Below are 16,965 nucleotides of genomic sequence, written 5' to 3'. Positions count from 1 at the left end.
TCCGAGGGTGTGCCCTGCACCTTCATGGGTGAAACGCGCAACCCCAGGTAGAGTCCGGGGGCGTGCATCTCAAGGCCCTGACCCTCCGCGGTTTCAAATCATTCGCATCCGCCACCACGCTGCGGTTCGAACCGGGAATCACGTGTGTCGTCGGGCCCAACGGATCCGGCAAGTCCAATGTCGTGGACGCGCTGTCCTGGGTCATGGGGGAGCAGGGCGCCAAGTCGCTGCGCGGCGGCAAGATGGAGGACGTCATCTTCGCCGGCACGACCGGGCGTCCGCCGCTCGGCCGCGCCGAGGTCTCGCTGACCATCGACAACTCCGACGGCGCGCTGCCCATCGACTACGCCGAGGTCACCATCACCCGGATCATGTTCCGGGGCGGCAGCAGCGAGTACCAGATCAACGGCGACACCTGCCGGCTGCTCGACATCCAGGACCTGCTCTCCGACTCCGGCATCGGCCGCGAGATGCACGTCATCGTCGGCCAGGGCCAGCTCGACTCCGTCCTGCACGCCGACCCGATGGGCCGCCGCGCCTTCATCGAGGAGGCGGCCGGCGTCCTCAAGCACCGCAAGCGCAAGGAGAAGGCGCTGCGGAAGCTCGACGCGATGCAGGCCAACCTCGCGCGCGTGCAGGACCTGACCGACGAACTGCGCCGCCAGCTCAAGCCGCTCGGCCGGCAGGCGGCCGTCGCCCGCCGGGCCGCCGTCATCCAGGCCGATCTGCGCGACGCCCGGCTGCGGCTGCTCTCCGACGACCTCGTACGGCTCCAGGAGGCGCTGAAGGCCGAAGTCGCCGACGAGGCCGCGCTCAAGGAACGCAAGGAGAGCGCCGAGAGCGAGCTGCGGGCCGCGCTCGCGAAGGAGGCCGACCTGGAGGACGAGGTCCGCCGGCTCGCCCCGCGTCTCCAGCGCGCCCAGCAGACCTGGTACGAACTCTCCCAGCTCGCCGAGCGGGTCCGCGGCACGATCTCGCTCGCCGACGCGCGCGTGAAGAGCGCCACCGCGCAGCCGCCGGAGGAGCGCCGGGGCCGCGACCCCGAGGACATGGAGCGCGAGGCCGCCCGGATCCGGGAGCAGGAGGCCGAGCTGGAGGCCGCCCTGGAGGCGGCCGAGCGCGCCCTGGAGGACACCGTCGCCCACCGCGCCGAGCTGGAGCGCGAGCTGGCGGTGGAAGAGCGCCGGCTCAAGGACGTGGCCCGTGCCATTGCCGACCGGCGCGAGGGACTTGCCCGGCTGCACGGGCAGGTCAACGCGGCCCGTTCGCGCGCCGCGTCCGCCCAGGCCGAGATCGACCGGCTCGCCGCCGCCCGGGACGAGGCCCAGGAGCGGGCCGTCGCCGCGCAGGAGGAGTACGAACAGCTCAAGGCCGAGGTCGACGGCCTCGACGCGGACGACAGCGAACTGGGGGAGCGGTACGAGGCCGCGCGCCGCGACCTCGCCGAGGCGGAGGCCGCCCTGACGGCCGCCCGCGAGGCCGCCACCGCGGCCGACCGCGGCCGCGCCGCGACCCGGGCCCGGCACGAGGCGCTCTCCCTCGGACTGCGCCGCAAAGACGGGACGGGAGCGCTGCTCGGCGCCCGCGACAGCCTGACCGGCCTCCTCGGCCCGGCCGCCGAACTCCTCACCGTCACCCCCGGCCACGAGATCCCGCTGGCCGCCGCCCTCGGCGCGGCAGCGGACGCGATCGCCGTCACCGGCCCCCGAGCAGCGGCCGAGGCCCTCCGCCTCCTGCGCAAACAGGACGCGGGCCGCGCGGCACTGCTGCTGGCTGGGGCGCCGGACGCGGCGGCGACCGGCCCCGGCGCGCTGGGCGATCTCCGGCCGACGGCCCCGCCGCCCGCCCCGGGCGGAGCCCTGGTCGCCGGTGGGGAGAGCGATACGGACGACGCTCGCTCGACGACCGTCACCGCCGCCCCCGGCGCGGCTGCCCTCCCCGCGTCCGCCGACGGCGCCGTCCCGGTGGAGTCGGGCGGGGGGCCTTGGGGCGGAGCACCGTACTCGGAACCCTCGCCCCGGTACACGCCCGCCGCGCGGTTCGTCCGGGGGCCCGACGAACTCGTGGGCGCCGTACGGCGGTTGCTCGACGGGATCGTGGTGGTCGGGACACTGGAGGAGGCCGAGGAACTCGTCCACGCGCACCCCGAGCTGACCGCCGTCACCGCCGAAGGGGACCTGCTCGGGGCGCACTTCGCGCAAGGCGGCTCCGCGGGGGCGCCCAGCCTCCTCGAAGTACAGGCGTCCGTCGACGAGGCGGCCGCCGAGCTGGAGGAGCTGGAGTCGCGGTGCGCGGAGCTGGCCTTCGCCCAGCAGGAGGTGACCGAACGCAGGCGCGCCGCCGCCGCGCTCGTCGAAGAACTGGCCGAACGCCGCCGCGCCGCCGACCGCGAGAAGTCCCAGGTCGCTCAGCAACTCGGCCGGCTCGCCGGTCAGGCCAGGGGCGCCGCGGGCGAGGCCGAGCGGACCGCGGCCGCCGCCGCCCGCGCGGAAGAGGCCCTGGAGAAGGCGCTCTACGAGGCCGAGGAGCTGGCCGAGCGGCTGCTCGTCGCCGAGGAGACCCCGGCCGAGGAGGAGCCCGACACCTCCGTGCGCGACCGGCTCGCTGCCGACGGCGCCAACGCCCGCCAGACGGAGATGGAGGCCCGGCTTCAGCTCCGTACGCACGAGGAGCGGGTCAAGGGCCTCGCCGGACGCGCCGACTCCCTCGACCGGGGCGCCCGCGCCGAACGCGAGGCACGCGCGCGTGCCGAGCAGCGCCGGGCCCGGCTGCGCCACGAGGCGGAGGTCGCCACCGCCGTCGCCGCCGGCGCCCGGCAGCTCCTGGCCCACATCGAGGTCTCCCTGGTCCGTGCCGAGCAGGAGCGCGCGCTCGCCGACGCCGCCAAGGGCGCGCGCGAGCAGGGACTTGCCGCCGCCCGCACCCGGGGCCGCGATCTGAAGGCCGAGCTGGACAAGCTCACCGACTCCGTCCACCGCGGCGAGGTCCTCGGCGCCGAGAAGCGGATGCGGATCGAGCAGTTGGAGACCAAGGCCCTGGAGGAGCTGGGCGTCGAACCGGCAGGCCTGGTCTCCGAGTACGGCCCCCATCAGCTCGTACCGCCGTCGCCGCCAGCCGAGGGCGAGGAGCTGCCGGAGGACCCTGAGCATCCCCGCAACCAGCCCCGCCCGTTCGTCCGTTCGGAGCAGGAGAAGCGGCTCAAGGCCGCCGAGCGGGCGTATCAGCAGCTCGGCAAGGTGAATCCGCTGGCCCTCGAGGAGTTCGCGGCGCTGGAAGAACGCCACAAGTTCCTCTCCGAGCAGCTGGAGGACCTGAAGAAGACCCGGGCCGATCTCCTTCAGGTCGTGAAGGAGGTCGACATCCGCGTCGAGCAGGTCTTCAGCGAGGCGTACCGGGACACCGCCCGCGAGTTCGAGGGCGTCTTCTCGCGGCTCTTCCCCGGCGGCGAGGGGCGGCTGATCCTGACCGACCCCGACAACATGCTCACCACAGGTGTCGATGTGGAGGCCCGTCCTCCGGGCAAGAAGGTCAAGCGGCTCTCGCTGCTCTCCGGCGGCGAGCGTTCGCTGACCGCCGTGGCGATGCTGGTCTCCATCTTCAAGGCCCGACCGAGCCCGTTCTATGTCATGGACGAGGTGGAGGCGGCACTCGACGACACCAATCTCCAGCGGCTGATCCGGATCATGCAGGAGCTCCAGGAGTCCTCGCAGCTCATCGTCATCACGCACCAGAAGCGGACGATGGAAGTCGCGGACGCCCTCTACGGCGTCTCCATGCAGGGCGATGGCGTCTCGAAGGTCATCAGCCAGCGACTTCGTTGATCAACTTCAAGTCTTGAACATATAGTCCTTCGCGCTGGGTCTCCATCTCATCTTGACTTCGAAACTTGAAGGCATAGTCTCTGCAACGTTGCTTTTACCTTCACGTGGTGGGCGGCGTGATGTTGTGCGCCACTTGAAGGGCTCGCCCGCCCCACCCACGGAGCCCATGTGACCAGCACCGCGCAGGCGCCCACGCCGCCGCCTTCTTCCGAAGGCCGAGCCGCGCACCCGGACCACCTCGGCCACGTCATCTTCATCACGGCCTCCGCCGCGATGGGAGGCTTCCTCTTCGGATACGACAGCTCCGTCATCAACGGCGCCGTCGAGGCCATCCGGGACCGCTACGACATCGGCTCCGGCACGCTGGCCCAGGTCATCGCCGTCGCCCTGATCGGCTGCGCGATCGGCGCCGCGACCGCCGGCCGGATCGCCGACCGCATCGGCCGCATCCGCTGCATGCAGATCGCCGCCGTCCTCTTCTCCATCAGCGCCGTGGGCTCCGCCCTGCCCTTCGCCCTCTGGGACCTCGCCTTCTGGCGGATCGTCGGCGGCTTCGCCATCGGCATGGCCTCCGTGATCGGCCCGGCGTACATCGCCGAGGTCGCCCCCGCCGCCTACCGCGGCCGCCTCGGCTCCTTCCAGCAGGCCGCCATCGTCATCGGCATCGCCATCTCCCAGCTGGTCAACTACGGCATCCTCCAGCTCGCCGACGGCGACCAGCGCGGCGAGATCGCCGGCCTCGAAGCCTGGCAGTGGATGCTCGGCGTGATGGTCGTCCCCGCCCTGCTCTACGGTCTGCTCTCCTTCGCCATCCCGGAGTCCCCGCGTTTCCTCATCTCCGTCGGCAGGATCGACCGGGCGAAGGAGGTCCTCTCCGAGGTCGAGGGCCACGAGGTCGACCTCGACGACCGCGTCGCCGAGATCGAGCTCGCCATGCGCAGCGAGCACAAGTCCACGTTCAGGGACCTGCTCGTGGCCGGAAGCGGCCGCTTCACGCTGCTCCCCATCGTCTGGGTCGGCATCGGACTCTCGGTCTTCCAGCAGCTCGTCGGCATCAACGTCGCCTTCTACTACTCCGCGACGCTCTGGCAGTCGGTCGGCATCGACCCGTCCAGCTCGTTCTTCTACTCGTTCACCACGTCGATCATCAACATCATCGGCACCGTGATCGCGATGGCTCTCGTCGACCGGGTCGGCCGCAAGCCCCTCGCGCTCGTCGGATCCATCGGTATGGCCGTCGCCCTCGCCTTCGAGGCCTGGGCCTTCTCCGCCGACCTCGTCGACGGCAGGCTCCCCGAGACCCAGGGCGTCGTCGCGCTCGTCGCCGCCCACGTGTTCGTGCTCTTCTTCGCCCTCTCCTGGGGCGTGGTGGTCTGGGTCTTCCTCGGCGAGATGTTCCCGAACCGGATCCGCGCCGCCGCCCTCGGCGTCGCCGCCTCCGCGCAGTGGATCGCCAACTGGGCCATCACCGCGAGCTTCCCGTCCCTGGCGGACTGGAACCTCTCCGGTACGTACGTGATCTACACGATCTTCGCCGTGCTCTCCATCCCCTTCGTGCTCAGGTACGTGAAGGAGACCAAGGGCAAGGCGTTGGAGGAGATGGGCTAACCCCCCGCTGCCCCTCTCCTCGACGTCGGAACTGCCCCGGCCCGCCCGGCCCTATGCCGCGAGCCGGGGCAGCACCGTCTCGCCGAGCAGTCGCACGCTGCGCCACGCCTCCTCGACCGGCATCCCGCCGCAGAGCGGATGCAGCACCAGACTCTCCAGCTCCCGCCCCAGGGCCACGCACTCGTCCGGCGTGATGATCCGGTAGACCCCCTCGGCGCGCAGCTCCGCCACCGTCGTCGCCGCCGAGCGGACCGCCGAGCGGATGTCCTTCGACTGCCAGGACGCGTACGTCCGCGCCTCGTGCAGGAAATGCTCGCCGTAGAGCGCCCAGGTCCGGTCGGGGTCCTCCGAGAGGTGCAGCAGCGGGGTCTTCTCGGCCGGCATCATCGTCCAGCCCTCCGTGCCGTACTCCGCGCACCGCTGCTTGTAGTACGTCTCCAGTTCCGGCAGATGTGCGCTCGGGAAGAGCGGCAGCCCGAGCCGGGCCGCCCGCCGCGCCGCCGCCTTCGAGGAACCGCCGACGAGCAGCAGCGGATGCGGCTGGGTGAAGGGCCGCGGGGTGACCCGTACCGTACGGCCCTCGTACGTGAAGGGCTCACCGGACCACGCCTTCAGCAGGGTCTCCAGGAGCAGGTCCTGGAGCTTGCCGCGGCGGCCCCAGTCGACCCCGCGCTCCTCGTACTCCTCCGGCCGGTAGCCGATGCCCGCGACGGTCACCAGACGGCCCCCGCTCAGCAGGTCGAGGACGGCGATCTCCTCCGCGAGCCGCAGCGGGTCGTGCAGCGGGCCGATGATCGCGGAGACGGTGACCGCGATCCTGCGCGTGGCGCCGAAGACGGCGCCGGCGAAGGCGAAGGGGGAGGGCAGCCAGTTGTTGGCGGCGCCGTGGTGCTCCTCGGTCTGGACGGTGTCGACGCCGTGCTCGTCCGCGTAGGCGGCCATCGCGAGGGCGGCGCGATAGCGCTCCGAGAGGGACTCGGGGGTCGCGTGCGGATCGACGAGGTTGAACCGTACGACTGTGAAGGGCATGGGAAGTCCCCGTCCGCGCGTGGGAAGCCGGCGAAGGGAACCGTATCTGACGTGGCGTCAGATGAAAACAGGTGCGCAGGCCTCGGCGCCTCCACGGGACCAGGCGTGGCCGTCCGCGGCAGTACGCCGCCCACGTCCACACCCCTTGGCGCGCTTCGCGCGACCGAACGGAACCGACACCCCGCCCGGCCCGCGGGGCGACGCCCCGCAGGGGGAACGAGCTGCGGCGTGGCCGGTCGCGCCATACTGAGTACGTTATGGAACTCATTCTTGCTGTAGTCATCGCCCTGGTCGTCGCCGTCGCCGTGACCAGCGGGCTCGTGATCAGCGGCCGCAAGAAGAAGCAGCTGCCGCGGCCCGAGGCGCCGTCCACCACGCCGACCATCACCGCTCCGCCCGCCGAGCCGCACGTCGGCGAAGAGGCGGAGACACCGCGGGAAGAACCACGCCGCACCATCGAGGAGGTCGACCTCCCGACCGCGGAGGAGGCCGTCGAGGTCCCCGCCGCCGTGGAGGACCCGGTCATCGCCGAGGCGCCGCCCGCGCCCGAGATCGAGATCCCGGAACCGACCGCGGGCCGTCTCGTACGGCTCCGCGCCCGCCTCGCCCGCTCGCAGAACTCCCTCGGCAAGGGGCTGCTCGCGCTGCTGTCGCGCGACAACCTCGACGAGGACACCTGGGAGGAGATCGAGGAGACCCTGCTCACCGCCGACGTCGGCGTCGCCCCGACCCATGAGCTGGTCGAGCGGCTGCGCGAGCGCGTCCGGGTCCTCGGCACCCGCACCCCGGAGGAGCTGCGCGGCCTGCTGCGCGAGGAGCTCATCACCCTGCTCGGCCCCGATTTCGACCGCACCGTGAAGACCGAGAGCGCCCCGGGCACCCCGGGCATCGTCATGGTCGTCGGCGTCAACGGCACCGGCAAGACCACGACCACCGGCAAGCTCGCCCGGGTCCTGGTCGCCGACGGCCGCTCCGTCGTCCTGGGCGCGGCCGACACCTTCCGCGCCGCCGCCACCGACCAGCTCCAGACCTGGGGCGACCGCGTGGGCGCGCGGACGATCCGCGGCCCGGAGAACGGCGACCCGGCCTCGGTCGCGTACGACGCGGTCAAGGAGGGCATCGCGGAGGGCGCCGACGTCGTCCTCATCGACACCGCCGGCCGGCTGCACACCAAGACCGGCCTCATGGACGAGCTCGGCAAGGTCAAGCGCGTCGTCGAGAAGCACGGCCCGCTGGACGAGGTCCTGCTCGTCCTCGACGCCACGACCGGCCAGAACGGTCTGGTCCAGGCGCGCGTCTTCGCCGAGGTCGTCGACATCACCGGCATCGTGCTGACCAAGCTCGACGGCACGGCCAAGGGCGGTATCGTCGTCGCCGTCCAGCGCGAGCTGGGCGTCCCGGTCAAGCTGGTCGGCCTGGGCGAGGGCCCGGACGACCTGGCCCCCTTCGAGCCGGGAGCCTTCGTCGACGCCCTGATCGGCGACTGAGGCGCACGTACGCACGCGAAGGGCCCCGCCGGAATCGGCGGGGCCCTTCGCGTGTATCAGAAGTGCGTGCGGTGGCAGATGTACGCCAGGGTCCCCAGGAGGAGCCGCGCCTGGGGCGGCGCACCCGCCGTGTCCAGGGTCGGGGGGCGGAGCCAGCGCATCGGGCCCAGGCCGCCCAGGTCCGAGGGCGGCGCTGTGACGTAGGTCCCCGCGCCCAGGCCCCGCAGGTCCAGGTCCGCGTCGTCCCAGCCCATCCGGTAGAGCAGCGCCGGCAGCTCCGCCGCCGCGCCCGGGGCGACGAAGAACTGCGCCCGCCCGGTCGGCGTCGCGCACACCGGCCCCAGCGGCAGGCCCATGCGCTCGAGGCGGACCAGCGCCCGCCGCCCCGCCGGCTCCGCGACCTCGATCACGTCGAAGGCCCGGCCCACCGGCAGCAGCAGCGCCGCGCCCGGGTACTGGGCCCACGCCTTGGTCGCGTCGTCCAGACCCGCGCCCGCCGGAACCGGCTCGGTGAACGAGAGCGGATGCGCCCCCGGAGCCGTACAGGACGCGTCCCCGCAGGAACACTGGCCGGAGACGGCCCGCGCGCCGGGGATCACGTCCCAGCCCCACAGCCCTGTGTACTCGGCCACCGCTGTGCACTCGGTCGTGCGGACGCGGCGACGTGAGCCGGACCGCATCTCACGAATGCCGCCGATCGTGAAGCCCATGCCCCCTCCAACGGGTCGGACGCGCCGGTGGTTACGACCCGGAGCCCCACTGTCACGCTCCGTCGCCGGGGGTGGCGTACCGTCGCGGGCCCGGTGGTGCGGACCGTGGCGCACGCCTCCTCGCGCTACAGTCCGCCGACCCCTGGTTCGTCGCATGTCAAGTGAATCGTGTTCCCTGCCCGGCGAGTTCATTCGAAGGGGTGGCGAATGGTGGCGTTTCTTGAATCCGGCTCGCCGGACGGGTGATCGTAGGATTACTTTCGGTGCTCGAACCCCGGAGTTCCTCACGCGCATGGGTATGCCGGAGGCAACCCGCTTTCCAGTTCGAAGGAGTGGAAGCTCCGGACGGACGCCGCAAGACGCGGCATTCTGATAGGGGTTCGCGCAACAGAGTCTCGATGTGGATGGGGGCGTTCCTGTGGGCGGCAACGGCGCAGACGGTACGACAGCCGGCAAGCGCCCGAACGAGCAGCTGAGCTCGTGGTTCGTGCGGAGCGGCTGGTCGAAGGGCGAGCTGGCGCGCCAAGTGAACCGCAGGGCACGCCAGATGGGCGCGCACCACATCTCCACGGACACCTCGCGCGTCCGCCGCTGGCTGGACGGCGAGCAGCCGCGCGAGCCCATCCCGCGGATCCTCTCCGAGCTGTTCTCCGAGCGCTTCGGCGCGGTCGTGGCCATCGAGGACCTCGGACTGCGAACGGCCCACCAGTCGCCGTCCGTCTCCGGCGTCGACCTGCCCTGGGCGGGCCCCCAGACCGTCGCCCTGCTCAGCGAGTTCTCCCGCAGCGACCTGATGCTCGCCCGCCGCGGCTTCCTCGGCACGTCCCTCGCGCTCGCCGCCGGTCCCGCCCTCATCGAGCCGATGCAGCGCTGGCTCGTCCCGACCCCGGCCGCCGACCAGCCAGGCCCGCCCGAGCCGGTCGTCTCCGGCCACCGCCCCGGCAAACTCTCCGCGATCGAGCTCGACCTCCTCGAATCCACCACGGCGATGTTCCGCCAGTGGGACGCCCAGTGCGGCGGCGGACTGCGCCGCAAGGCGGTCGTCGGCCAACTTCACGAGGTCACCGACCTCCTCCAGGAGCCCCAGCCGGCCGCCACCGCCCAGCGCCTGTTCAAGTGCGCGGCCGAACTGGCCGAACTGGCCGGGTGGATGAGCTACGACGTGGGCCTGCAGCCCACCGCCCAGAAGTACTTCGTCCTCGCCCTGCACGCCGCGAAGGAGGCCGGGGACAAGCCCCTCGGCTCGTACATCCTCTCCTCCATGAGCCGCCAGATGATCCACCTCGGCCGGCCGGACGACGCCCTCGAACTCATCCACCTCGCCCAGTACGGCAGCCGCGACTGCGCCACCCCGCGCACCCAGGCCATGCTGTATGCGATGGAGGCCCGCGCCTACGCCAACATGGGCCAGCCCTCCAAGTGCAAGCGGGCCGTGCGGATGGCCGAGGACACCTTCGCCGACGTCGGCCTCGACGGCGAGCCCGAGCCCGACTGGATCCGCTTCTTCTCCGAGGCCGAACTCAACGGCGAGAACTCGCACTCCTACCGGGACCTGGCCTATGTCGCCGGGCGCTCCCCGACGTACGCCTCGCTCGCCGAGCCCGTCATGGAGCGGGCCGTCACGCTCTTCGAGAAGGACAAGGAGCACCAGCGTTCGTACGCACTCAACCTGATCGGCATGGCCACCGTGCACCTCCTCAAGCGCGAGCCCGAGCAGTCCGCCGCACTGGTCGAGAGGGCGCTCGGCGTCGCCAAGAGGGTCCGCTCCGAGCGGGTCAACACCCGGCTGCGCAAGACCGTCGACACCGCCGCCCGCGACTTCCGCGACGTCGCCGAGGTCGTCCAGCTCACCGACCGGCTCACCGCCCTGCTGCCCGAGACTGCCGAGGCGGTCTGAGCACCGGCCCCCTCCACCAGGGCCCCTTCCGCGGGCCCCCTCACACCCCGGCCGCGACAGACGTCCCCCACTGCCCGACTCGGCTCCCCCGCCGCCAGGACACAGGGACGCTGTCGCGGCCGGTTCCCGTTACATGTTCGTGACCCCGGGGTTCACAACGGCGTAACACGTCCCACCCCTTCGTCACTGCGGCGAAACATCGTGCGGCATCGACGGAAACGGCGCTGAGCCAATCTCTGGCCCATAACCGGCCACCCCTCATGGCCAAGCCGCTCTCCGGCCCCGCCCCGCACAGGCCGTACCGACGACGAGGAGACGCCGATGGCACCAGCCATCACGACCCTGGCCGCAGACACCCCCGCGCTGTCTGCCGCCAACACCGGGTTCATGCTCATCTGCTCCGCCCTGGTCATGCTGATGACCCCGGCACTCGCCTTCTTCTACGGAGGCATGGTCCGCGTCAAGTCCACCCTGAACATGCTGATGATGAGTTTCATCAGCCTGGGGATCGTCACGATCCTCTGGGTGCTCTACGGCTTCAGCATCGCCTTCGGCACCGACTCCGCCTCGCTCTTCGGCTGGTCCTCGGAGTACCTCGGCCTCAGCGGCATCGGCATCACCGAGCTGTGGCCCGGCTACACCATCCCGGTGTACGTCTTCGCCGTCTTCCAGCTGATGTTCGCGATCATCACCCCCGCCCTCATCAGCGGCGCGCTCGCCGACCGCGTCAAGTTCACCGCCTGGGCCCTCTTCATCGCCCTGTGGGTCACGATCGTCTACTTCCCCGTCGCCCACTGGGTCTGGGGCACCGGCGGCTGGCTCTTCGAGATGGGCGTCATCGACTTCGCCGGCGGCACGGCGGTCCACATCAACGCCGGTGCCGCGGCCCTCGGCGTGATCCTCGTCATCGGCAAGCGCGTCGGCTTCAAGAAGGACCCGATGCGCCCGCACAGCCTCCCGCTGGTCATGCTCGGCGCCGGTCTGCTCTGGTTCGGCTGGTTCGGCTTCAACGCCGGCTCGTGGCTCGGCAACGACGACGGCGTCGGCGCGGTGATGTTCGTCAACACCCAGGTCGCCACCGCCGCCGCGATGCTCGCCTGGCTCGCGTACGAGAAGCTCCGCCACGGCTCCTTCACCACACTGGGCGCCGCCTCCGGCGCCGTCGCCGGCCTCGTCGCCATCACCCCGTCGGGCGGCTCCTGCTCCCCGCTCGGCGCCATCGCCATCGGCGCGATCGCCGGTCTGCTCTGCGCCATGGCCGTCGGCCTGAAGTACAAGTTCGGCTACGACGACTCCCTCGACGTCGTCGGCGTCCACCTCGTCGGCGGTGTCGTCGGCTCCCTGCTCGTCGGCTTCTTCGCCACCGGCGGCGTCCAGTCCGACGCCAAGGGCCTCTTCTACGGCGGCGGAGTGGAGCAGCTCGGCAAGCAGGCCATCGGCGTCTTCTCCGTCCTCGCCTACTCTCTGATCGCCTCCGCGATCCTCGCGCTGATCATCGACAAGACGATGGGCATGCGGGTCAGCGAGGACGACGAGGTCTCCGGCATCGACCAGGTCGAGCACGCCGAGACCGCGTACGACTTCAGCGGAGCCGGCGGCGGCGCCTCCTCGCGCTCCACCGCCGCGCCCGCCACGGCAGCTACGGAGAACAAGAAGGTGGACGCATGAAGCTCATCACCGCAGTCGTGAAGCCGCACCGGCTGGACGAGATCAAGGAGGCCCTCCAGGCCTTCGGAGTCCAGGGCCTCACGGTCACCGAGGCCAGCGGATACGGCCGCCAGCGCGGTCACACCGAGGTCTACCGCGGTGCCGAGTACACCGTCGACCTCGTCCCCAAGATCCGGATCGAGGTCCTGGTCGAGGACGACGACGCCGAACAGCTCATCGATGTCGTGGTCAAGGCCGCCCGAACCGGCAAGATCGGAGACGGCAAGGTGTGGAGCGTGCCGGTCGAGACGGCCGTACGGGTCCGCACCGGCGAACGCGGTCCGGACGCACTGTAGGAAACAGGAAACAGGGAGCTGCTGGGTGACGAGCGTCGACACGAGTACGCAAGCGGAAGACTCGGGACCCAGCGGCTACGCGGCGGCCCGGCTGCGCCTTCTCAGCGAGAAGGCTCAGTCCGGGCCGCCGCGCCGTGCCGCCCTGGCCCGGCTCACCGACGACTGGCTGACCGGACTGTTCACCGCCGCCCAGCCGCCACGAGGGGTGGCGCTCGTCGCCGTCGGCGGCTACGGGCGCGGCGAACTCTCCCCGCGCAGCGACCTCGACCTGCTCCTGCTCCACGACGGCACCGCCGACGCGGGCACGATCGCCACGCTCGCCGACCGGATCTGGTACCCGGTCTGGGACCTGGGCCTCGCCCTGGACCACTCCGTCCGCACCCCCGCCGAGGCGCGCAAGACCGCGGGGGACGACCTCAAGGTCCAGCTCGGGCTCCTCGACGCCCGTCCCGTCGCCGGCGACCTCGGACTCGTCGCCGGACTGCGCACCGCCGTCCTCGCCGACTGGCGCAACCAGGCGCCCAAGCGGCTCCCCGAACTCGACGCGCTCTGCCGCGAGCGCGCCGAACGCATGGGGGAGCTCCAGTTCCTCCTCGAACCCGACCTGAAGGAGGCCAGGGGAGGCCTCCGCGACGCCCAGGTACTGCGCGCCGTCGCCGCCTCCTGGCTCGCCGACGCGCCGAGGGAAGGCCTGGACGCCGCCCGGCGCCGCCTCCTCGACGCCCGCGACGCGCTGCACCTCGCCACCGGCCGGGCCACCGACCGGCTCGCCCTCCAGGAACAGGACGCCGTCGCCGAGGAGCTGGGCCTCCTCGACGCCGACACCCTGCTGCGCGAGGTGTACGAGGCGGCGCGGATCATCTCGTACGCCACCGACGTCACCTGGCGCGAGGTCAACCGGGTCCTGAAGGCCCGCACCTCCCGCCCCCGGCTGCGCGGCCTCCTCGGCAGCCGGTCGGGCGGCGGAAAGCCGCCGATCGAACGCACCCCCCTGGCCGAGGGCGTCGTGGAGATGGACGGCGAGGTCGTCCTCGCCCTCAGCGCCAAACCCGAACGCGACTCCGTGCTGCCCCTGCGAGCCGCCGCCGCGGCCGCCCAGTCCGGTCTCCCGCTCTCCCTCCACGCCGTACGCCGCCTCGCGGCCGCCGCGAAACCACTGCCCGTGCCGTGGCCCGCCGAGGCGCGCGAAGAGCTGGTCACCCTGCTCGGCGCGGGGGAGCCCACCGTGCCCGTCTGGGAGGCACTCGAAGCCGAAGGCCTCATCACCCGGCTCCTGCCCGACTGGGAGCGCGTCCGCTGCCGCCCGCAGCGCAACCCCGTCCACACCTGGACCGTCGACCGGCACCTCGTCGAGACCGCCGTCCGCGCCTCCTCGCTGACCCGCCGGGTCGGCCGGCCCGACCTGCTGCTCGTCGCCGCCCTGCTGCACGACATCGGCAAGGGCTGGCCCGGCGACCACTCCGTGGCCGGCGAGACCATCGCCCGCGACGTCGCCACCCGGATCGGCTTCGACCGCGCCGACGTGGCCGTCATCGCCACCGTCGTCCGCCACCACCTGCTGCTCGTCGAGACCGCGACCCGGCGCGACCTGGACGACCCCGCGACCGTACGGTCCGTGGCCACCGCCGTCGGCACCCAGGGCGCGCTCGAACTGCTCCACGCCCTCACCGAGGCCGACGCGCTGGCCACCGGGCCCGCCGCCTGGTCCACCTGGCGCGCCTCGCTCGTCGCCGACCTCGTCAAACGCGTGGGCGCCGTCCTCGCGGGCGAGCCGGAACCGGAACCGGAGCCCGCCGCTCCCAGCGCCGAGCAAGAACGGCTCGCGATCGAGGCGCTGCGCACCGGGGAGCCGGTCCTCGCCCTGCACACCCAGCCGGAGACCGCCCCAGAGGACGGCGAACCGGAACCCGTCGGCGTCGAACTCCTCATCGCCCTGCCCGACCAGCCCGGCGTCCTGCCCGCCGCGGCCGGCGTCCTCGCCCTGCACCGGCTGACCGTACGGGCCGCGGACCTGCGCGCCGTCGAGCTCCCCAGCGGGCTCGGCGAAGGGGCGGTCCTCGTCCTGAACTGGCGCGTCGCCGCCGAGTACGGCTCCCTGCCCCAGGCCGCCCGGCTCCGCGCCGACCTCGTACGGGCCCTGGACGGCAGCCTCGACATCCCCGCCCGCCTCGCCGAACGCGACGCCGCCTACCCGCGCCGGCGCGGCGTCACGGCCCCGCCACCCCGCGTCACCGTCGCCGCCGCCGACTCCCGGCTCGCCACCGTCATCGAGGTCCGCGCCCAGGACGCCCCCGGCCTGCTGCACCGCATCGGCCGAGCCCTGGAGGGCGCCGACGTCCGGGTCAGGAGCGCCCATGTCTCGACCCTCGGCGCGAACGCGGTGGACACGCTGTACGTGACCCGCCCGGACGGCTCCCTCCTCCCGGACGAGGAGGCCGCCGACCTGGCCCAGGCCCTGGAGGGCGCGCTGCGGTGACGTGAGGGCGCGTCGTTGCTCCCCGCACACGCGGGGGTCGTGCCCCCGTCCGCCGGATTCGGTAGGCGGGGGCACCTACTTCGACCGGGCAGATACCCTGGAGGGCAGTCCGTTCGCCCGCCCCCGACACCGAGGATCCGCGACCGCCGTGTTCGATACCCTCTCCGACCGCCTTGCAGCGACATTCAAGAACCTCCGCGGCAAGGGGCGCCTGTCCGAGGCGGACATCGACGCCACCGCGCGCGAGATCCGTATCGCCCTCCTCGAAGCCGACGTCGCACTCCCCGTCGTCCGGGCGTTCATCAAGCAGGTCAAGGACCGATCGCTCGGCGTCGAGGTCTCCCAGGCGCTGAACCCCGCCCAGCAGGTCATCAAGATCGTCAACGAGGAGCTCGTCGGCATCCTCGGCGGCGAGACCCGCCGGCTGCGCTTCGCCAAGTCCGGCCCGACCGTGATCATGCTCGCCGGTCTCCAGGGTGCCGGTAAGACCACCCTCGCCGGAAAGCTCGGCCTCTGGCTCAAGGGCCAGGGCCACTCCCCGCTGCTTGTCGCCTGTGACCTCCAGCGCCCCAACGCCGTCACTCAGCTCGGTGTCGTCGCCGAGCGCGCGGGCGTGGCGTTCTACGGCCCGCAGCCGGGCAACGGCGTCGGTGACCCGGTCCAGGTCGCGAAGGACTCGATCGAGCACGCGCGGACCAAGCTGTACGACGTCGTGATCGTCGACACGGCCGGCCGCCTCGGCATCGACGCCGAAATGATGCAGCAGGCCGCGGACATCCGCGACGCGGTCTCGCCGGACGAGATCCTCTTCGTCGTCGACGCCATGATCGGTCAGGACGCGGTCAACACCGCCGAGGCCTTCCGTGATGGCGTCGGCTTCGACGGTGTCGTGCTCTCCAAGCTCGACGGCGACGCCCGAGGCGGTGCCGCGCTCTCCATCGCCCACGTCACGGGCAAGCAGATCATGTTCGCCTCCAACGGCGAGAAGCTGGACGACTTCGACGCGTTCCACCCGGACCGCATGGCGTCCCGCATCCTCGGCATGGGCGACATGCTCTCGCTCATCGAGAAGGCCGAGCAGACCTTCAGCCAGGAAGAGGCCGCCAAGATGGCCTCCAAGCTGGCGTCCAAGAAGGGCCAGGAGTTCACGCTCGACGACTTCCTCGCCCAGATGGAACAGGTCCGGAAAATGGGCAGCATCTCCAAGCTGCTCGGGATGCTCCCCGGCATGGCGCAGATGAAGGAGCAGATCAACAGCATCGACGAGCGGGACGTCGACCGCACGGCCGCGATCATCAAGTCGATGACCCCGGCCGAGCGCCAGGACCCGACGATCATCAACGGCTCGCGCCGCGCCCGTATCGCCAAGGGCTCGGGCAGCGAGGTCAGCGCGGTCAAGGGGCTCGTCGAGCGGTTCTTCGAGGCCCGCAAGATGATGTCCCGCATGGCCCAGGGCGGCGGGATGCCGGGCATGCCCGGGATCCCGGGCATGGGCGGCGGACCGGGCCGGCAGAAGAAGCAGATCAAGCAGGCCAAGGGCAAGCGCAAGAGCGGCAACCCGATGAAGCGCAAGGCCGAGGAGGAGGCCGCCCAGGCCCGCCGCGAGCAGGCGCAGCAGGGCGGCGCGTTCGGCCTCCCGGCGGCCGGGCAGGGCGCGGGCGACTTCGAGCTGCCGGACGAGTTCAAGAAGTTCATGGGCTGACGGTCGGCTGACAGTCGTACGGTCGGCTGACAGTCGTAGCTGACAGTCGTACGAGAAGGGGCCCGGGGGGGGGGGGGAACACCCCCGGCCCCCCTTTCCCCCCCCCCTGGGGTCTCCGCCCCCCGGTGGCCCCGCCGGGGGGGGGGGGGGGGGGGGGGGGGGGGGGGGGGGGGGGGGGGGGGGGGGGGGGAAGGGGGGGGGGGGGGGGGGGGGGGGGGGGGGGCGGGGGGCG

The 16,965-nt window shown here is 72.1% G+C and carries 10 protein-coding genes; 8 read left to right on the top strand and 2 right to left on the bottom strand.

Translation table 11 applies throughout. The features are described 5' to 3' along the window. The first annotated feature begins 62 nt into the window (after positions 1 to 62). On the top strand, positions 63 to 3,821 hold the full coding sequence (locus ACZ4VI_RS24905; RefSeq protein WP_468002543.1) for an AAA family ATPase: 3,759 nt from the start codon (positions 63 to 65) through the stop codon (positions 3,819 to 3,821). 168 nt (positions 3,822 to 3,989) lie between these two features. Further along, a complete protein-coding gene (locus ACZ4VI_RS24900) occupies positions 3,990 to 5,429 on the top strand; it encodes a sugar porter family MFS transporter (RefSeq protein ID WP_468002542.1) in 1,440 nt (479 codons plus the stop codon). 51 nt (positions 5,430 to 5,480) lie between these two features. Here the strand turns inward: ACZ4VI_RS24900 and ACZ4VI_RS24895 are convergent, their stop codons facing one another. Beyond that, positions 5,481 to 6,458 carry an LLM class flavin-dependent oxidoreductase gene (locus ACZ4VI_RS24895; RefSeq protein WP_468002540.1) on the bottom strand — a complete coding sequence of 326 codons (978 nt, stop codon included), beginning with the start codon at positions 6,456 to 6,458 and terminating at the stop codon, positions 5,481 to 5,483. 257 nt (positions 6,459 to 6,715) lie between these two features. Here ACZ4VI_RS24895 and ftsY point away from each other — a divergent pair, with 257 nt between their 5' ends. Continuing rightward, positions 6,716 to 7,945: a signal recognition particle-docking protein FtsY gene (ftsY, locus tag ACZ4VI_RS24890; protein ID WP_468002538.1), complete on the top strand. Its 1,230-nt coding sequence runs from the start codon at positions 6,716 to 6,718 to the stop codon at positions 7,943 to 7,945. A 56-nt stretch (positions 7,946 to 8,001) separates the two neighbouring features. Here the strand turns inward: ftsY and ACZ4VI_RS24885 are convergent, their stop codons facing one another. Further along, entirely contained in the window at positions 8,002 to 8,655 is a 654-nt protein-coding gene (locus ACZ4VI_RS24885) for a bifunctional DNA primase/polymerase (RefSeq protein ID WP_468002536.1), read from the bottom strand. Positions 8,656 to 9,073: 418 nt separating this feature from the next. Here ACZ4VI_RS24885 and nsdA point away from each other — a divergent pair, with 418 nt between their 5' ends. The 5 genes from nsdA to ffh all read left to right on the top strand — a co-directional run bounded on the left by nsdA (position 9,074) and on the right by ffh (position 16,733). Further along, positions 9,074 to 10,552: a transcriptional repressor NsdA gene (gene nsdA, locus ACZ4VI_RS24880; RefSeq protein ID WP_468002535.1), complete on the top strand. Its 1,479-nt coding sequence runs from the start codon at positions 9,074 to 9,076 to the stop codon at positions 10,550 to 10,552. A 321-nt stretch (positions 10,553 to 10,873) separates the two neighbouring features. Further along, positions 10,874 to 12,220 (top strand): ammonium transporter, encoded by a 1,347-nt coding sequence (locus ACZ4VI_RS24875; RefSeq protein WP_468002533.1) that lies wholly within the window; start codon positions 10,874 to 10,876, stop codon positions 12,218 to 12,220. Next, positions 12,217 to 12,555: a P-II family nitrogen regulator gene (locus ACZ4VI_RS24870; RefSeq protein ID WP_101390346.1), complete on the top strand. Its 339-nt coding sequence runs from the start codon at positions 12,217 to 12,219 to the stop codon at positions 12,553 to 12,555. Before ACZ4VI_RS24875 ends, ACZ4VI_RS24870 begins: the two co-directional genes overlap by 4 nt. 25 nt (positions 12,556 to 12,580) lie before the next feature. After that, positions 12,581 to 15,031, top strand: a complete 2,451-nt coding sequence (locus tag ACZ4VI_RS24865) for a [protein-PII] uridylyltransferase (RefSeq protein WP_468002532.1) — start codon at positions 12,581 to 12,583, stop codon at positions 15,029 to 15,031. Positions 15,032 to 15,179: 148 nt separating this feature from the next. Further along, entirely contained in the window at positions 15,180 to 16,733 is a 1,554-nt protein-coding gene (gene ffh / locus ACZ4VI_RS24860) for a signal recognition particle protein (protein ID WP_468002531.1), read from the top strand. Positions 16,734 to 16,965: the final 232 nt, after the last annotated feature.

The sequence above is a fragment of the Streptomyces sp. NPDC029169 genome (genome assembly GCF_055563935.1).
This window is presented reverse-complemented; position numbering and strand designations above follow the sequence as displayed.